General features: G+C 69.7%; 16 protein-coding genes. 9 read left to right on the top strand and 7 right to left on the bottom strand.

Annotated elements, in window-relative coordinates; all coding sequences use genetic code 11:
- Positions 1–124 precede the first annotated feature (124 nt).
- Positions 125–1,414, top strand: coding sequence for a hypothetical protein (locus ABD285_RS16720; protein WP_284252218.1), 1,290 nt, complete (start codon positions 125–127; stop codon positions 1,412–1,414).
- On the opposite strand, the gene ABD285_RS16715 is transcribed toward ABD285_RS16720, so the two are convergent.
- Complete coding sequence (locus tag ABD285_RS16715) at positions 1,359–2,720, bottom strand: polysaccharide biosynthesis protein (protein ID WP_284252217.1); 1,362 nt, start codon at positions 2,718–2,720, stop codon at positions 1,359–1,361. The genes ABD285_RS16720 and ABD285_RS16715 overlap by 56 nt on opposite strands.
- Positions 2,721–2,841: 121 nt before the next feature.
- On the opposite strand from ABD285_RS16715, the gene ABD285_RS16710 reads away from it, so the two are divergent.
- Positions 2,842–4,224 carry a tyrosine-protein kinase domain-containing protein gene (locus tag ABD285_RS16710; RefSeq protein ID WP_284252216.1) on the top strand — a complete coding sequence of 461 codons (1,383 nt, stop codon included), beginning with the start codon at positions 2,842–2,844 and terminating at the stop codon, positions 4,222–4,224.
- Here the strand turns inward: ABD285_RS16710 and ABD285_RS16705 are convergent.
- Positions 4,221–5,201, bottom strand: coding sequence for a DUF6492 family protein (locus ABD285_RS16705; RefSeq protein ID WP_284252215.1), 981 nt, complete (start codon positions 5,199–5,201; stop codon positions 4,221–4,223). The genes ABD285_RS16710 and ABD285_RS16705 overlap by 4 nt on opposite strands.
- A gap of 160 nt (positions 5,202–5,361) precedes the next feature.
- Between ABD285_RS16705 and ABD285_RS16700 the strand changes: the two genes are divergently transcribed.
- The 3 genes from ABD285_RS16700 to ABD285_RS16690 are packed head-to-tail and all read left to right on the top strand — an operon-like array spanning position 5,362 to position 8,476.
- A complete protein-coding gene (locus tag ABD285_RS16700) occupies positions 5,362–6,516 on the top strand; it encodes a DUF1972 domain-containing protein (protein WP_344203671.1) in 1,155 nt (384 codons plus the stop codon).
- Positions 6,513–7,601 carry a Gfo/Idh/MocA family protein gene (locus tag ABD285_RS16695; protein WP_284252212.1) on the top strand — a complete coding sequence of 363 codons (1,089 nt, stop codon included), beginning with the start codon at positions 6,513–6,515 and terminating at the stop codon, positions 7,599–7,601. Before ABD285_RS16700 ends, ABD285_RS16695 begins: the two co-directional genes overlap by 4 nt.
- The gene (locus ABD285_RS16690) at positions 7,598–8,476 is read left to right on the top strand and encodes a hypothetical protein (protein WP_284252211.1); all 879 of its coding nucleotides are present in this window, start codon (positions 7,598–7,600) and stop codon (positions 8,474–8,476) included. The genes ABD285_RS16695 and ABD285_RS16690 overlap by 4 nt, the downstream gene beginning before the upstream one ends.
- Here the strand turns inward: ABD285_RS16690 and ABD285_RS16685 are convergent.
- The 5 genes from ABD285_RS16685 to ABD285_RS16665 form a co-directional block, all read right to left on the bottom strand.
- Positions 8,463–9,167, bottom strand: coding sequence for an acyltransferase (locus ABD285_RS16685; protein ID WP_284252210.1), 705 nt, complete (start codon positions 9,165–9,167; stop codon positions 8,463–8,465). The two genes, ABD285_RS16690 and ABD285_RS16685, sit on opposite strands and share 14 nt — an antisense overlap.
- Positions 9,151–10,272 (bottom strand): glycosyltransferase family 4 protein, encoded by a 1,122-nt coding sequence (locus tag ABD285_RS16680; protein WP_284252209.1) that lies wholly within the window; start codon positions 10,270–10,272, stop codon positions 9,151–9,153. The genes ABD285_RS16685 and ABD285_RS16680 overlap by 17 nt, the downstream gene beginning before the upstream one ends.
- Positions 10,269–11,021 (bottom strand): CDP-alcohol phosphatidyltransferase family protein, encoded by a 753-nt coding sequence (locus ABD285_RS16675; protein ID WP_344203668.1) that lies wholly within the window; start codon positions 11,019–11,021, stop codon positions 10,269–10,271. The genes ABD285_RS16680 and ABD285_RS16675 overlap by 4 nt, the downstream gene beginning before the upstream one ends.
- Positions 11,022–11,023: 2 nt before the next feature.
- Positions 11,024–12,535, bottom strand: coding sequence for a sugar transferase (locus ABD285_RS16670; protein WP_344203666.1), 1,512 nt, complete (start codon positions 12,533–12,535; stop codon positions 11,024–11,026).
- 278 nt (positions 12,536–12,813) lie between these two features.
- The gene (locus tag ABD285_RS16665; RefSeq protein ID WP_284252203.1) at positions 12,814–13,635 is read right to left on the bottom strand and encodes a DUF1295 domain-containing protein; all 822 of its coding nucleotides are present in this window, start codon (positions 13,633–13,635) and stop codon (positions 12,814–12,816) included.
- A gap of 34 nt (positions 13,636–13,669) precedes the next feature.
- Between ABD285_RS16665 and ABD285_RS16660 the strand changes: the two genes are divergently transcribed.
- The 4 genes from ABD285_RS16660 (at position 13,670) to ABD285_RS16645 (ending at position 16,197) form a co-directional block, all read left to right on the top strand.
- Positions 13,670–14,272 carry a CDP-alcohol phosphatidyltransferase family protein gene (locus tag ABD285_RS16660; protein ID WP_284252202.1) on the top strand — a complete coding sequence of 201 codons (603 nt, stop codon included), beginning with the start codon at positions 13,670–13,672 and terminating at the stop codon, positions 14,270–14,272.
- A 14-nt stretch (positions 14,273–14,286) separates the two neighbouring features.
- Positions 14,287–14,796 carry an FHA domain-containing protein gene (locus ABD285_RS16655; RefSeq protein WP_344203663.1) on the top strand — a complete coding sequence of 170 codons (510 nt, stop codon included), beginning with the start codon at positions 14,287–14,289 and terminating at the stop codon, positions 14,794–14,796.
- Positions 14,793–15,494: a transcriptional regulator FtsR gene (gene ftsR / locus ABD285_RS16650; protein WP_284252200.1), complete on the top strand. Its 702-nt coding sequence runs from the start codon at positions 14,793–14,795 to the stop codon at positions 15,492–15,494. The genes ABD285_RS16655 and ftsR overlap by 4 nt, the downstream gene beginning before the upstream one ends.
- Before the next feature lie 133 nt (positions 15,495–15,627).
- A complete protein-coding gene (locus ABD285_RS16645) occupies positions 15,628–16,197 on the top strand; it encodes a MerR family transcriptional regulator (RefSeq protein ID WP_284252199.1) in 570 nt (189 codons plus the stop codon).
- Positions 16,198–16,213: the final 16 nt, after the last annotated feature.

Below are 16,213 nucleotides of genomic sequence, written 5' to 3'. Positions count from 1 at the left end.
CGGCAACCGTTCGGGCTCGGCGACCAGCACCGGCACGATCACCTTCGACACCTACCGCGTCACCGCGAGCTAGCCTGGCGGGGATCGGCGCTGCGGCGCCGATCCCATCCGGCGAGGAGGAGACGTGGGGGACTCGGCGCTCGGGGTGGCGGGCCTCGCGCTCCTGGGCGTGCTCGCGTTCGCGAGCGCGATCCTCCTGTTCCGCGTCGTGCCGCGTGCCGCGTTCGTGGTGTGGTGCCTCGTCCTGTTCTTCGTGCCCGTGTGGATCGGAGCCCAGGTCGGCTCGTTCTTCGCCGCGATCAGCATGGTGACCCTCGCCGGGATCGCCGCCAATGTCACACGCATGCGGTTCGCGCTGCCGGACCTGGCCATCGCCGGATTCGCGGGGCTGGGCGCGATCCTGTTCGCCGTCGGTCAGGTGTCGCTCTCGGCGATCGTCACCGCGGTCGTGGAGTGGGTGGTGCCGTATGTCTGGGGGCGCATCGTCGCGAGCCGTGTTTCATCCGGCTTCGTCTTCAAGGCGATCGCGGTCTGTGCGACGTTCGCCGCGGTCCTGGCTCTGCTCGAGTTCGCGACCGGCCGCAATCTGTTCGTCCAGCTGCCGGCTCTCGGCCCGTCCTACTCGGTCTGGGCGCCTCTCCAGTACCGAGGCGGCCTGCTTCGCGCGGAGGGCGCATTCGGTCACTCCATCGCCCTCGGCGCGTCGCTCGCCCTGTCGACGGCGTTCGTCCTGGCCGCGGCCTGGCGCACGCGCACGCACATCCTGATGCTCGTCATCATCGGCGCGGCGACGGTCGTGACGTTCAGCCGGATCGGACTGATCACCGAGGTGATCACCATCGCTCTCTGCGTGGTCCTCCTGCATCGCCTGCGGACCTCGACCCGGATCGCCGTCCTCATCATCGCCGTGGTCGCGGCACTCGTCGTGGTCCCGCTCATCAGCGACGTCTTCCTGGACGCCGGCGCGGAGGCCGGCGGAAGCGCCGACTACCGGGTCGACCTCCTCCAGTTGCTTCCGCAGCTCAAGCCGTTCGGGTCGTCCGATGACTGGTCGTCGGTGACGGCGAACGGCACGTACCTCGGATCGTTCGCCGCCACCATCGACAATGCGCTGCTGCTCATCGCGCTCCGGTTCGGCATCGTGCCGGCCCTGGTGCTCGTCCTGCTCCTCGGAGCGGGCATCGTCTCGATCCTCATCCCGCATCGCGCCACCGCGGCGTCGATCGGCCTCGTCGCGCAGATCCCGGCCCTGTTCAGCGTCGCGCTGATCACCCAGTACGGCATGTTCCTGTGGTTCGTCGGAGGCCTCGCGGTGTCGTTGATCCACAGCCGCGATCCGTCCGGAGAGCAGGGTGGCGTCAGTCGCTTCCGGGTGCATCCCCTCGCGCTTGCTCCTGGGTCGCCTCGATCGTGACCGGCCGGGCGGGGCCGTAGAGGCGGACACGGTTCCGCCGGATGTAGACGGCGAACGGGATGACCTGAATGATCAGCACCGACACTGCGTTCGACAACAGCGGGCCGACCACGCCCCAGGCCGGTGCCGCGAACACCGACAGGACGACGGTCGACGCGGCCGCGAGAAGCGCGGGGGCCACCTGGAACCGGATCCCGGGCTTGTCCATGATGAACATGCCGAGCGGATACAGCGCGGCTTGCACCACGGTCATCGCTCCGAAGGCGAGGACGATCGGAATGCCTACTGTGACCTCGTCCTTCGACACGATCGAGAAGAACCAGGGCCCGATGACGACCATGATGGCGGTCACCGCCGCGGCGGCCACGGCGAACAGCCCGGACAGCAGGAACGGACCGCCGCGCGTCACGCCACCGGCCGCTCGTGCGCGCGCGAAGGCGGGCCAGAGCGTCACCCCTGCCGCGCCGATCAGGGCCTGGACGGCGAAGAAGACCTGACCGGCCAGCGCGTACTGGGCGAGCTCCTGATGCGACGCGGTCTGCGCGAGGATGTAGCGCGGCAGGGCGAGCGAGAGCGGTGCGGCGAGCAGCTGCGCGAACATCGGCCAGCCGACGTCCATGACCCGGGCACCGGGATAGCGGCGGCGCCACAGGACCCGACGGGCTGCGGTCCGCAGAAGCGGGTTGCTGAACCGATCGGCGACCACGACGCCGCAGAGGGCGACTACGAGGGTCGCGAGGAAGGTCCCGAGCGCCAGGAACGCTCGCACCGAGGACGTTCCTGCATCGAGCAGCAGCCACACGATGAGCAGCGACAGCGGCGAGATCATGCCCTGGAGCAGGATCACGATCGGGTTACGCCCCAGTCCCAGCAGGATCCGTTGCCACACGCCCATCGAGATCGAGACGCAGAAGATCAGGACGCACACGAACGCGGCTGTCTCCGCCCCCGGGACGGCCGCCGCACTGCCGAGCACGAGATGCCATCCGCCGGTCACGAAGAGGGCGAGGTCCACGAGTGCCACCGTGCCGGCGAACAGCAATGTGACCCGGACGACGGTGGTCACGAGCCCCGTCAGCCGCGCGTCGGAGCGGATGTCGGGCGAGGTCGCCGCCGCGTTGACGACGACGGCACCGGCACCGAGATCGGAGAAGGAGATCAGGCTGGGAAGCGCGACCAGCAGGGAGAGCAGGGCATACGGCCCGACACCGGCCTCGCCGATGACGAGGCGCGCTGAGAGGACCCCGCACACGAGCGAGACGCACATGGTCAGCACCCGGGCCGCCGTGGAGAACAGGGCGCTCACAGAAGGGCGGCTCCGTGCGGGTTGCTGGACTAGAGCAGGACGCGGGTACTGTACCATCGCCCTGTCGTCGACCCCGCTCCAGTCACTCCCCGGGGTGCAGAGTCCTACGGAAGGGGCGGCTGTGAACCCCGATACGTCGGCGTGGACGGCGATGCGCGTCGTCGGTGCGCTGCGCAGGCTGTGGTGGCTCGTCGTGGCACTCGGCATCGCGGGCGCCGGGGTCGCGTTCGGGGTGTCCGCGTCGGCCACCCCGATCTTCCAGTCGACGGCTTCGCTCTACTTCACCCTCAATCAGGGCGGCGATGCGATCGACCTGAACCAGGGCTCGACGTACACGCAGAACCAGATGCTGTCGTTCGCGCAGCTCGCCACCTCCTCCCGGGTCCTGCAGCCCGTGATCGACGATCTCGGGCTTGACACGACGCCGAGGCTCCTCGCCCGCACTCTGCAGATCTCGATCCCGCAGAGCACCGTGGTGCTGGAGGTGCAGGCCGCGTCGCCCGACCCGCGGATGGCGGCACGGGTGGCGAACGCGGTCACGACGAGCCTGGTGGACGTCGTCCGTGAGATCGCGCCCACCGGCGCCGACGCGACGCCGACGGTCAAGGCCGAGGTCATCGACCGTGCCGTCGTGCCCCGGGTCCAGGCGCTGCCGAACAAGACACGGGACAGCGCGATCGGCCTTCTGATCGGCCTCCTCCTCGGTGTCCTCATCGCCATCGCCGTGACGGCACTGGACACCCGGATCCGCTCGGTCGACACCCTCACCCGCATCCTCGACCGTCCCGTCCTCGGCACGATCTCACGCGCTCCGCGGAAGGGGCGGGGCCTTCCCGTCGAACGCGATCCACTCGGGCAGACGGCGGAGGACGCCCGCAGGGTCCGGTCATCGCTCGCCTACGCATCGCTCTCGCATCCGCTTCGCAGTCTGCTCGTCACCTCCGCCCTTCCCGGCGACGGCAAGACGACCGTGGCGGCCAACCTCGCGTATGCCATGTCGGGGGTCTCGTCGGTCGTCATCGTCGATGCCGACCTGCGGCGTCCTCGGGTCGGCGACTATCTCGGCGTCGAGGGCAGCGTCGGCTTGACCAACGTGCTGCTGGGCGAGCTCCCGTTCGAGCGGGCGAAGCTCGGCTGGGCGGACTCGGATCTCGACGTGCTGCCGTCCGGTCCCATTCCGCCCAATCCGGCGGACGTCCTCACGTCCGGGGCGATGCGCCGTCTGCTCGACGAGGGTCTGGCGGCATACGAGCTCGTGATCATCGACTCGCCGCCGGTCCTCAGCGTCGCCGACGCGGCTCTCCTGGCTCCCATCGTCGACGGGGTCGTCATCGTGATCGACGCGCGGCGGACGCGCCAGTCGCAAGCGGCTCAGACCGTCCATCAGCTGGAGGCGGCGGGAGCCCGCGTCGTCGGTCTGATCCTCAACAACGTGAAGACGCCCCGGGCGTCGCGTTCGCGCTACTACTACCGGACGCCGACGGCCGTCGAGGCCGAGAGCTAACCGCGCACCCCACGCCGCTCGAGCCGCTCGTGGAGCTTCTTCGCGAGCATCGCGGGAAAGTAGCGCCGGCGGAAGGCGGCGATGAAGCGCCGCGCTGCACGCTCGTCCGCGAAGACCTCGCGCATCGACCAGAAGGCGGCGATCCGCGCGCGCGCTCTCCGGTCGCCTCGCGCGAGCGCTGTCCGGTGCACGGCGAAGAACGCCGAATCGACGGCCTCCGCCTCGGAGATGGTGGAGTCCACCCCCTCTACGCCGTGGCGCTGACGCGGCCAGACCGTGGGGGAGGGCAGGGGGACCCCGTCGTACACCGCCTCGACGCCCAGGCCCCGCACCGTCAGCCACGCGCCGTACAGGAAGAACTCGGTCAGCTCCTGGCGCTCGAACTCCTCCGCGAAGGGTGTGCCGGATGCCCTCTCGATGTCGTCGATCATCGCCCGGACGATCTCGGTGCGCATGACGAACGGCGTCGCCGTCGGGAGGAAGTCGTCGTGGGCCGCCTCGATCGCGGCATCCGTACCTCCCGCGTACCGCAGGGCACGATCCAGCTGGGGTCGGAGCGGGTGCGCCGTGTATGGATGCGTCGCTCCGCGTGCGCGGCCGTCCGGGGCCACGAAGTCCTCCAGGACGGCATCGCGGATGAGGTGGTTCTTCGCATCCAGCAGGACGTAATGCGGCGTCGAGATCGTTCGCGCGATGAGGAGCTTGGCGATCTGCTGGCTGCGCCAGCCGATGGTCGGCGGCATGCTCGACGCGATCTCACCGGTCCGAACGACCCGCAGGCGATCGGCGAGGGGGCCGTACGCGGCTCTCAACCGCGCGAGCGCCCGTCGTGACAGCGGCCGCCAGTCGTTGTCGATGACGACGACCTCCGACAGGGCCGAGTCGGCGAGATGACGCGCCAAGGAGCGCGCCTGCAACTCGAGCAGCCCGAGCTCGGCCCCGAAGACGACGGTGACGAACGACACGGGCGGGTTCATGCGTCCATTGTGGGGGCGCGGTGCCCGCACCCCCAGAGTGGGGGGCGGCGCGGGTCGTCATCGGCACCTCTGCATTACCCTCGAAAGCGGGTTCGCCGTCAGGGGGAGCGTCCCGCGTTGGATCCACGCCGACTCGAGGAGACCCTTGTCCGCTTCCCCGGTGCACCCCTCACGGGACGGGCGCCCGACGGTGCGGATCCTCGGAACCCATGGTGTCCCCGCGGCCTACGGCGGCTTCGAGACGGCCGCGGAGAACGTCGCCCGTCACCTGGTGGCGCACGGCTGGCGCGTCGTCGTCTACTGCCAGGCGCGGGGTCGCGGCCCCGTCGTCCAGGACGAATGGCAGGGCATCGAGCTGGTGACCATCCCGGTCCCGCGCGACGGGTGGCTCGGCACGTCGGCATTCGACTGGAGGTCCATCCGGCACGCGGTCCGGCACCGCGATCTGACTCTCACCTTCGGGTACAACACGGCCGTCTTCAACATCTCGCAGCGCCGTCGCGGGTTGCGCAACGTCATCAACATGGACGGCATCGAGTGGTCGCGCGCCCGCTGGGGGTTCATGAAGCAGGCGATCCTCTACGTCAATGAACGCATCGCGTGCTGGGTGGGGGACCGCCTGATCGCCGACCACCCCGAGATCGAGCGGCACCTGGAACGCAAGGCCACGAGGTCCAAGCTCGTCACCATCACCTACGGCGCCGACCAGGTGGTGACGGCGTCGGCCGAGCCCGTGCGTCGGCGTGGGCTGGAGCCGGGGGAGTACCTGACCCTGATCTGCCGCCCCATTCCCGAGAACTCGATCCTCGAGCTCGTGCGGGCGTTCTCCGCCCGGCCTCGTGGTCTGCGTCTGGCGATCCTCGGCGACTATCTCCCGCAGTCGGACGCGTATCATCGCGCGGTCGTCGATGCGGCGAGCGACGAGGTGGTCTTCCTGGGCTCGGTGTACGCCCCCGCGGAGGTGGCGGCACTGCGATTCCACTCGGTCGGTTATCTGCACGGCCACACGGTGGGGGGCACCAATCCGTCGCTGGTCGAGGCCCTCGCCGCCGGCAATCCGGTGATCGCGCACGACAACGTCTACAACCGCTGGGTCGCGGGCGACGCGGCCCTCTACTTCCGGGACGCCGACGATGCCGACGAGCGAATCACATCGTTCCTCGGCGACCCGGACGGACGGGCCGCGCTCGCGGCCTCCGCGCGCCGCCGGCACGCCGAGGAGTTCACATGGGAGCACGTCGCCGGGCAATATGAGGATCTCCTGGCCTCACAGCTGCCACCGGGCGACCGGCGCCTACCCAGGGAGAACGCATGATCAGCGTGGGCGTCGTGGGCCTCGGCAAGATGGGGATGTCGCACCTGGCGATGATCCAGGCGCATCCCGACGTCCGCGTGGGTGCCGTCGTCGACACGACCGGCTATGTCCTCGACGTGCTGGAGAAGTACACAGGCCTGCCGACCTTCCGAGACGTCGACGCCGCTCTCGCGAAGGTCGAGCTCGACGCGCTCATCATCGCGACGCCGACGCGGCTGCACGCTCCCATGGTGCGGCAGGCCCTCGAGCACGGGCTCGGCGTGTTCTGCGAGAAGCCGCTGTGCATGAGTGCCGCCGACTCCGCCGGACTCGCCGGGCTGGCGCGGCAGCGCGGCCTCGTCACCCAGGTCGGCTATCACAATCGTTTCGTCGGCGCGTTCCGCGAGGTCAAGCGCCTGCTCGACGCCGGCGCGATCGGGAGAGTCACCCACCTTGCGGCGGAGGCGTACGGACCCGTCGTGCTGCGCGCCAAGGGCTCCACGTGGCGCAGTCGCCGCGAGGAGGGCGGTGGCGCGCTCTACGATTACGCGGCGCATCCGCTCGATCTGCTGACCTGGTACGCGGGCGCTCCGAACGCCGTCGGCGGCACGGTGCTCGGCTCCGTCTTCTCGGCGGACACCGAGGACGAGGTCTACAGCACTCTCTACTACCCGGACGGATCGCACGCGCAGCTGTCGGTCAACTGGTCGGATGAGTCCTATCGCAAGATGACGACGATGATCACGATCTCGGGGACGGCGGGCCGCATCCACGCCGACCGCCAGGAGGTCCAGCTCTATCGGCGCGACACGGCACCGGAGCTCCCGGGGTATGAGCGCGGATGGACCGTCAAATACACGACGGAGCTCACCGATCCGGTCTGGTTCTACCTTCGCGGAGAGGAGTACAGCGCCCAGCTGGACCACTTCGTGCAGCGTGTCGCCCGCGGCGATACGGCCGGGACCAACACCTTCGACAGCGCGGCGCTCACCGATCGGGCGCTCGAGCTGCTCACCCTGGATGCCGCGAAGGGACCCTCGACACGGGATGAGGCCGCGGCCGCGCCTGATGCGACCCGCCGGGGATCGAGGAGGCAGCGCGCGTGAGCGACTACCGGATGGACCGCCTCCTCTTCGGCGACAACCAGTTCTTCGGCGTGAACCACATGTCGGAGGAGAAGGCGCGTTCGCAGGCGATGCGGTTCCAGCACATCGATGCGGTCATGGATGTCCTCGACGCGGCGTACGACGAGGGCATCACCACGTTCATGTGCACGACGCACGACCGGATCGCCGCCGTCGCCGACCGGGTCCGCGCCGATCCCGGCCGGTACGACCGGTTCACCTTCTTCCCCGGCATGCCGTACGCGCACAAGTACGCCGACGCCGTCACGGAGAACGGGATGCTGGGGGCGGTACGCCGCTTCCTGCCCGAGGAGGGCCTCATCAACGCGGCCGTGCGCGGCGGTCGCTCACTGGCCCGCAAGGACGTCGAGGGGATCATCACCCTGCTCGTGGACGCCGAGATGCGCATGTTCAGCGGCCTGCGGACGCCCGTGATCTGGCTCCAGAACGTCGTCGTCGACATGCTGCTCGGGTTGGGTTTCACCGAGGCGTTCACGATCTTCGCCCGCCATGTGCGCCGGCGCTATGACGCGGAGCCGGGCTTCATCACGATGAACCTGCCGATGCTGCTCGACTCCCTCGATGCCGCGGGTCTGGAGAATCCGATCGTGTGCGCGAACATCAACAAGATCGGCTTCCGCATGTCGGGCGGGCTCGAGGGCTATCAGCGGGCGCTCGAGACGAGGCGCTTCCGGGCGGTGGCGATGTCCGCCTTCGCGTCGGGGGCAATCCCGCCGCGCGAGGCGATCGAATGGATCGCGGAGCAGCCCCACATCGAGTCCATCGTCTTCGGCGCCTCCACCCGCGAACACATCCGCTCGACCCGGCTCCTGGTCGACGAGCTCATTCCGCGCTGAGCGCGGCCCCACGGGTTCCGACCACGCGGGCCGGGACGCCGGCCACGATGGCACGCGAGGGCACGTCCGAGCGCACCACCGAGCCGGCCGCGACGACGGCGCCCTCACCGATCGTCACGCCGGCGAGGATGATCGCCCCGGCCCCCACCCACACGTCGTCCGCGATCGTCACGGACGCGCGGATCTCGCTCTGCTCGATGATCGGACGACGCGGGTCGTCGAAGACGTGGTTCTCCGAGAAGACCTGCACGAACGGTCCGAGCAGCACGTCCCGCCCGATGTCGACACCGCCGCCGCCGTGGATGAAGTCGGATGCACCGACCGCCGCACGTCGGCCGATCCGGATCCCGACCCCGAGGTGCCGGATGGCTCCGGTGCTCCGCAGCACGGCGCCCCGGTCGATGGTCGCATCGTCCTCGATGATCACCCCGTCGCGGGAGAGGGCGTCGATCAGCACCCCCGACCCGAGCGACGTGTTCCGCCCCAGTCGCAGCCGGTGCCGGTTCCGCAGTGCCACACGGGACCCGACGAAGGTCCGCGGCATGCCCCGCAGAACTCCCCGGAGGCGCTCGAACGCCTTGCGCATGACGAAGGCGAGCACCTCGCGGTCCATCACGTCCGGGTCGAATCCGGCGTCGAATCCACGCGTCGCCCGGTAGCGCGCGTCGATCCGGTCACGCAGGCGCGACATGCGCGCGCTCCTCGTGCCGGATGCCGGTGACCGCACCGCGCATGCGCTCGACCGTCGATGCCCACGGCGTCGACGCCGACCCTGGTCGATCCGGGTCGGGCGTCCGGCGGCGGGGCTCGTGCGCCAGGGCGTTCCGCAGAGCACGCGCGATGTCCGTCGTCGAGCGAGGATCGAACCAGCCCTCCGCCTCCTGCTCACGGAATACCGGGAGATCGCTCGCGATGGCCGGGGTCCCGGCGGCGCGGGCCTCGAGCAGCGGCAGCCCGAATCCCTCGTCGAGCGAGGGAAGCACGAACAGCCGGGCATGCGCGTACAGCCATCGGAGCTCGGCGTCGTCCACGTCCCGCAGGAAGCGCACCCGACCGCCCGCGGCGCCCGGAAGCACCTCCGAGGCGCCGTCGGGCGCCCCGACGACCACGAGACGGTGCCGAGAGTTCACCTCGTCCTCGCCGAGATAGGCGTCGATGAGCCGACGCAGGTTCTTGCGGACGTTCAGCCGGCCGACCGTGAGGATGAACTCCTCCCCGGGTGCGATGGCGTCCGGACGTCGCGGTTCGAGCGCCACCAGATCGATCGGGACGTCGAGCCCCACGCGCCGGAGCCGGTCCCGCGTCTCCGGCCAGACCCGGCCGATCCGGGCGGTCTCCGCGCTCGATGTCGTGAAGATGAGGTGAGCGGCGCGCAGGCTCGGTCGAAGCAGGCGCAGGTACGCGCGTTCCGGGAGGGTGAACCACTCGGGATGGTCGACGTACATCGCGTCGTGAACGAGCACCGCGCTGACGGCGGTGCCGGTCCGCGTGGCGAAGTTCTGTGTGATCACCGCGTCGTGATCGACCGCGGCCCTGCCTGCGCGACGCGCCGCGACGGCGTGGATGCGCGCGAGCCGCGACACGGGACGCACCGTCGCCGCGATGCCGCGGCGCTCCAGGTCTCTCGCGATGCGGTCGGCCTCGTCGGGCCGCACGAGCAGGGTCAGGGCATCATCCGGGAAGGTACGAGCCCAGCCCGTGACCATCCCGATGACCACGTTGCGTCCGGAGGGTGGGCCGGAGAGCCACCAGTAGGCATCGACGAGGATCCGCAGCGTGCCCACGACCCCGTTCATGATGCGGCGGCTCGGTCCAGTCGACGCAGATCGCGGTACCACTTCGCGATCCCCGCCAGCAGCACGAGCCCGTGCGCCGCGAAGAGCACGCAGTAGATCACCACGAAGCCCGGTCGCCAGCCGGCCAGGAGGAAGGCGATGCACAGGATGCCGTAGTCCGCGGGCAGGGCGACGAGCGTCTGCAGCACCCCACGGCCCGCGGGCGCGCTCACGGGCACCGGCCGGGAGCGCCGCAGCTGGTCGGTCAGCATGATCCCGAAGAAGAAGACCACCGAGACGGTCAGATACCCGAGCGGCACCAGCAGGAACAGGTCGCTGCCGGGATGACCGAAGCGGAAGAAGGAGATGAGGACCGCGATGTGCACCAGGCAGGTCTTGGTCACGTCCACCATGTGGTCCAGCCACTCGCCCCGCAGGCTCCCACCGCCGCGCAGTCGCGCGAGCTGGCCGTCAGCGGAGTCGAAGGCGTACCCGGCGGCCAGGAGGGCGGCCACCGCGGGTCCGAGCCACCAGACGGGGGGCACGAGCGCCATCAGGGCGAGGCCCGAGAACGTCAGGAGCGCGCTGATGCCGGTCAGCGCGTTCGGGGTGAGACGCGCCAGGTAGGCGGCAGCGGCGATGAGTCGCCCGGCGCGTCGGTTGATCCAGACGGAGTACGGCGGCGCGCCACGGCTGGGCTTCTGCGCCGCGCCCATTCTGGCGAGCGTCGCCCGCAGGCTGCGGGGGTGTTCGAGCACGTCCTGCGTCACGGTCAGTACGCCCCCACGGGTCGCAGCAGCACCTTGACGGTTCGCCAGAGGATCAGGAGATCGCCCGTGAGCGACCAGTTCTCGACGTAGTAGAGATCGAGACGCACGCTCTCCTCCCAGGTCAGATCCGAGCGCCCGCTGATCTGCCACATCCCGGTCAGGCCCGGCTTGATGTAGAGGCGGCGCAGGACGTGCACCTCGTACTTGTTGACCTCATCGATGAGCGGCGGCCGCGGCCCGACGAGGCTCATCTCGCCGACGAGGACGTTGAGCAGCTGCGGGAGCTCGTCGAGCGAGTACTTGCGCAACACGCGTCCGACTCGGGTGACGCGAGGATCGTCGCGCAGCTTGAACAGCACCCCGTTGCCGTCGTTGCCGTCGGCGAGCGCCGCGAGCGCCGTCTCCGCATCCGGCACCATCGAGCGGAACTTGATCATGGAGAAGAGGGAACCGTTGCGACCGACGCGGGCCTGGTGGAAGAACACCGGGCCGCCGTCCGAGACCTTGATCGCGACCGCGATCACCAGCATCGCCGGAGCGTAGAGGGCGAGGGCGAGCGCCGACGCGGCGATGTCGAACGCTCTCTTCAAAAGGTGCTTGCCGCCCTCGTAGCTCGGCAGCTCCACGTGCATGAGCGGCAGGTTCTCCACGGGCCGGATGTGGATCCGCGGACCCGCTACGTTGAGCAGCCGCGATGCGATGAGCATCTCCGCATCGGTGCGCTCGAGGCTCCATCCGAGGTCGCGCAGGAAGGTCCGTCCGTGGGGCTGCCCTGCGACGATGACCGCGTCGATCCCGCGCGCACGTGCCTCGGCGGCTACCGCGGACGACGTCGCCTTCCCGAGCACCGGGAAGCTCCGCTGGCCGGCGCGCACCTCCTGGGTCTCGTCCTCGCCTTCGAGCATGACCCCGACCGTTTCGTAGGGCCCGCCGTGCAGGCCGGCCAGCGTGATCAGGACCCGCTTGACGTCGTGCCGTGGTCCCACGACGAGCGTGGCGAGGGTGTTGCGACCGCGGCGGCGGCGGGAGATGAGCCAGGCGCGCCAGAGGCGACGCGACAGGAGGAGCCCCGCGAGTCCGACCGGGAAGGCCACCAGGAACAGAACGCGCGAGATGTCCGCCCCGATGACGAGCAGGGTGATCGCGTCGAGTCCGAAGGAGACGGCGGTCGCGTTGGTGACGCGCCGGTACTCGGTCGGTTCGGAGCCGATGACCCGGATGTCGCGCGTACGGATCGCGGCGAGCCCGGCGATCCAGGACACCGCGATCAGGCCGACCACGATCCAGTAGTTCACCCGGAGGCCACTGACCTCGAGGGCGGCGTCATCGGTGCCGAACCGCACGATCGTCGCGAGGCCGAGCGACGCCAGGACGACGCCGCAGTCGGTCAGCATGAGCGCGCCGGCGTAGCGGCGCATCGCTCGGCGACCAGGGGTCGTGCTCGCGGTACCGCTGCGCACAGGGAGGTCGAAGCGCGCCTCGAGCTCGGCCCAGGAGGGCGTGGCGGCGGTCACGTGGCCGGCTCCGAAAACGGAACAGGAACGGTGGAGATGTGCACTGTTCACCTGCGGGGGGACAGGTGACGGCGGAGCCGTCGCGGGGACAGGAACGCAAAAGGACGAGTCCGTCGGGGGACGGGCCCGGGTGCTTCCACGAGGGGATCAGCCGACGACGTGATCTCCGGCGACCTTGTTCGGCATCAATCTATCGGGGGACAAAAGGGTGGTCAACTCAAGTTCTGAAATGTAGCCCCGCATTGGGGTAGACAGGTCGTGCGCGTCGGCTTCTCGCCTTACGCGGACGGGGAACGACGCCGCGGGAACCAGGGGATGACGGGCGAGGTGCGCCGCTGGTACTCGGCGTATTCGGGGTACTTGGACCTGGTGATCGCCTCGGTGAACCGCGTCGACCCGATGAAGATCGCCAGCAGCAGCACGATCCCCAGGCAGGTCCAGTCGAGCCCTCGGGCGGCGACGATGCCGAACGCCGCGACGACCCACCACTGCGCGTTCTCGAAGAAGAAGTTGGGATGCCGCGAGACGCGGAACAGCCCCGTCTGCCGGAAGCGCGGCGACGGCTCCCGGCCGGCCGCCGCCTCGCCGCGCTTCCACCGCTGGAACGACCACTGCTGCTGATCGGCGACGGTCTCGCCGACGAGGAAGCCGATGAAGAGCACCGCGAGCACGACGTCGAGCACGCCGAACGGCGTGCGGTGGGCGAAGGCGGTCCACGCCGGGGAGGCGATGAGGAACAGCACCGCGTTCTGGAAGATCACGATGAACAGCAGGTTGAACACCTGGAACTGCGCCGGCGACATCCGGCCGCGCAGCACCGCCCACCGGTAGTCCTCGTGGTCGCCGCCGATGCCGGCGTAGCCGCCCTTGCGTGCGAAGTTGAAGGTGAGCCGCGCACCCCACAGCAGCACGAGCACCGCCATGACGTCCAGGCGCGGGTCGCGCAGGCCGGCCGCGATCGCGAAGACCCAGACGTAGACGACGGGGATGATCGACCAGATCCGGTCGACCCACGAGGTGTCCTTCGTGACGAGCGACGCGATCCAGCAGAACGCGGAGGCGACGGCGGCCACGATGAGCGCGACGATCAGCGGCGACATCGGGCCAGGCTAGCCCGGGACTAGCCTTGATCGCGTGCCGGCAGTGAGCTCTCGCATCCTCACGGTGCCGAACGTGCTGAGCCTCCTGCGGCTGCTGCTCATCCCCGTCTTCCTGGTGCTGCTGATCACGCAGCAGTACCTGTGGGCGCTGGTGACGCTCGTCGTGTCGAGCATCACCGACTTCGTCGACGGCTACGTCGCGCGCCGCTTCGACCAGGTCAGCCGCCTCGGTCAGCTGCTCGACCCGGCGGCCGACCGGCTGTTCATCTTCTCCACGCTCGTCGGGCTGGCGATCCGCGGATTCCTGCCGTGGTGGCTGGTCGGGGTGGTCGTCGCCCGCGACGTCCTGCTGCTCGTGCTCGGCGTGATCCTGGCGCAGCACCGGTACGGACCGTTGCCGGTGCATCATCTCGGCAAGCTGGGCACCTTCGCGCTGCTCGTCGCGATGCCGGTGCTCGTGCTCGGTGCGGCCTTTCCCGCGGTGGATGCCTGGGCCGAGCCCGTGGGCTGGGCGGCGGCGCTCTGGGGCGTCTTCCTCTACTGGTGGGCGGGCGTGGTCTATGCGATCCAGACCGGTCGGATGATCCGGATTTCCGAGGATGCGCCCGCCGGAGCATCGGATAGTGTGGACCGCTAAAAGGAGGGGATGGAATGGCCGACGACCCGCACGAGGACGACACTCCTCGGTCGACCGAGCAGCCCCAGCCCGCCGCGGCTTCCGCCCCGCAGGGGGCCGGCGCCGACACGACCGTGCACTATGCCGATGACTTCGCTCAGCAGCTCAAGGCCATGGAGGCCGGGGTCTCGCCGGAGGAGCAGGAGGCCATCGCCGCGCTCCCGTCCGGCTCCGCGCTTCTGATCGTCCGCCGCGGCCCGAATGTGGGTGCCCGCTTCCTGCTCGACGCCGACTCGACCATCGCGGGGCGGCATCCGGATGCCGACATCTTCCTCGACGACGTCACGGTGTCGCGCCGGCATGCGGAGTTCACGCGGGTCGGCACGTCGTTCCAGGTCAAGGACCTGGGCTCGCTCAACGGCACCTACTTCGACGGAGTGCGGATCGAATCCGCTCTGCTCAGCGACGGTGCCGAGGTGCAGGTGGGCAAGTTCCGGCTCACCTTCTACGCCTCGCGACTCGATCTCGCCGCTCTCAGCCGGTGAGAGCCGGCGCCGCCGCCCCGAAGCCGCAGGGTCCGGGGACGAACCTCCTCAGCATCGGTCAGGTCCTCGCGCGGCTGAGCCCCGAGTTCCCGGATCTCTCCCCGTCGAAACTGCGCTTTCTCGAGGAGCGGCAGCTCGTGACGCCGTCGCGCACGGAGTCCGGATACCGCAAGTTCTCGCCGGCCGATCTCGAGCGGTTGCGTCTGGTGCTGACCATGCAGCGCGACTACTATCTGCCGCTCAAGGTGATCCGCAGCTACGTCGACGACCTCGACGCCGGGCGCGAGCCCGTGCTGCCCGGCGGCCTCCAGGTCAGCGCGGCGCCCTCGATGCTGCCGGGCGGCCGCAAGCTGACCCGCGAGGAGCTCGTGCGGGAGTCCGGCGCGACCCCGATGCTGCTGAACGACGCGGTGAGCGCGTCGCTCATCGTCGCGGGTGACACGTTCGCCGAGGAGTCGCTCGTCATCCTGAAATCGCTCGTCGAGTTGCAGCGTTCCGGCATCGAGCCGCGGCACCTCCGCGGATTCCGGGCCGCCGCCGAGCGCGAGCTGGGGCTCATCGAGAGCGCCCTGATCCCGACCGCGCGCCGCTCCGACGCCTCGAGCCGCGCGAAGGCGCTCGACCTCGCCCGGGAGATCGCGGCGCAGCTCGAGCTCGTGCGCTCCAGCCTCATCCGCTCGGCGCTGTCGAGGCTCTGAGCATCGGCTCATTACACCCGACACGCCCGGCGCCTCATTGTCGGCGTTGATCCACGCGGGTAGCGTGTGAGAGCACAGCAGGTTCACCTTCAACTTCAAGCTGAGGGTTAACGACGGCTACCGAGGAGCGCGAATGAGCGACCTGACCCCCACGAGTCTGGGCCGCAGTGACGCGGCCCGCTACGGCGACGGCCTGCTCTTCACCGACGGTCTGCCGGAGCTGGACGACACGGCCGGGTATCGCGGCATCGTCGCCGCCCGTGCCGCCGGCATCAGCTACCGTCAGCTCGACTACTGGGCGCGCACGCAGCTCGTCGAGCCCACGATCCGGGGCGCGGCCGGCTCCGGCTCGCAGCGTCTGTACGGCTTCCGCGACATCCTCGTGCTGAAGCTCGTGAAGCGCCTGCTCGACACCGGCATCTCGCTGCAGCAGATCCGTGTCGCGATGGAGCAGCTCCGGGAGGCCGGCATCTACGATCTCGCCCAGACCACCCTCATGAGCGACGGCGCGAGCGTCTACCTCTGCACCTCGAACGACGAGGTCATCGATCTCGTCAGTCAGGGTCAGGGCGTGTTCGGCATCGCCGTGGGCAAGGTGCTGCGCGAGGTCGAGTCGAGCCTCGTCGACCTCGACACCACCTCGGTCTCGGACGCCGACGACGAGCTCGCCGCCCGCCGTGCGGCCAAGCGCGCCGCGAGCTGACCTCGCCGGACCGGCT

The sequence above is a fragment of the Pseudolysinimonas kribbensis genome (assembly GCF_039531715.1).
Classification (GTDB): domain Bacteria; phylum Actinomycetota; class Actinomycetes; order Actinomycetales; family Microbacteriaceae; genus Pseudolysinimonas; species Pseudolysinimonas kribbensis.
Note: the sequence above shows the minus strand (reverse complement) of the source record. Positions and strands in the feature narration are given on the sequence as shown.

Coding starts and splice junctions, on each gene's coding strand:
- ABD285_RS16705 (WP_284252215.1), bottom strand. CDS start 5,201: ATGAACCCGCCCGTGTCGTTCGTCACCGTCGTCTTCGGGGCCGAGCTC.
- ABD285_RS16695 (WP_284252212.1), top strand. CDS start 6,513: ATGATCAGCGTGGGCGTCGTGGGCCTCGGCAAGATGGGGATGTCGCAC.
- ABD285_RS16685 (WP_284252210.1), bottom strand. CDS start 9,167: ATGTCGCGCCTGCGTGACCGGATCGACGCGCGCTACCGGGCGACGCGT.
- ABD285_RS16680 (WP_284252209.1), bottom strand. CDS start 10,272: ATGAACGGGGTCGTGGGCACGCTGCGGATCCTCGTCGATGCCTACTGG.
- ABD285_RS16665 (WP_284252203.1), bottom strand. CDS start 13,635: ATGTCGCCGCTGATCGTCGCGCTCATCGTGGCCGCCGTCGCCTCCGCG.
- ABD285_RS16655 (WP_344203663.1), top strand. CDS start 14,287: ATGGCCGACGACCCGCACGAGGACGACACTCCTCGGTCGACCGAGCAG.
- ABD285_RS16645 (WP_284252199.1), top strand. CDS start 15,628: ATGAGCGACCTGACCCCCACGAGTCTGGGCCGCAGTGACGCGGCCCGC.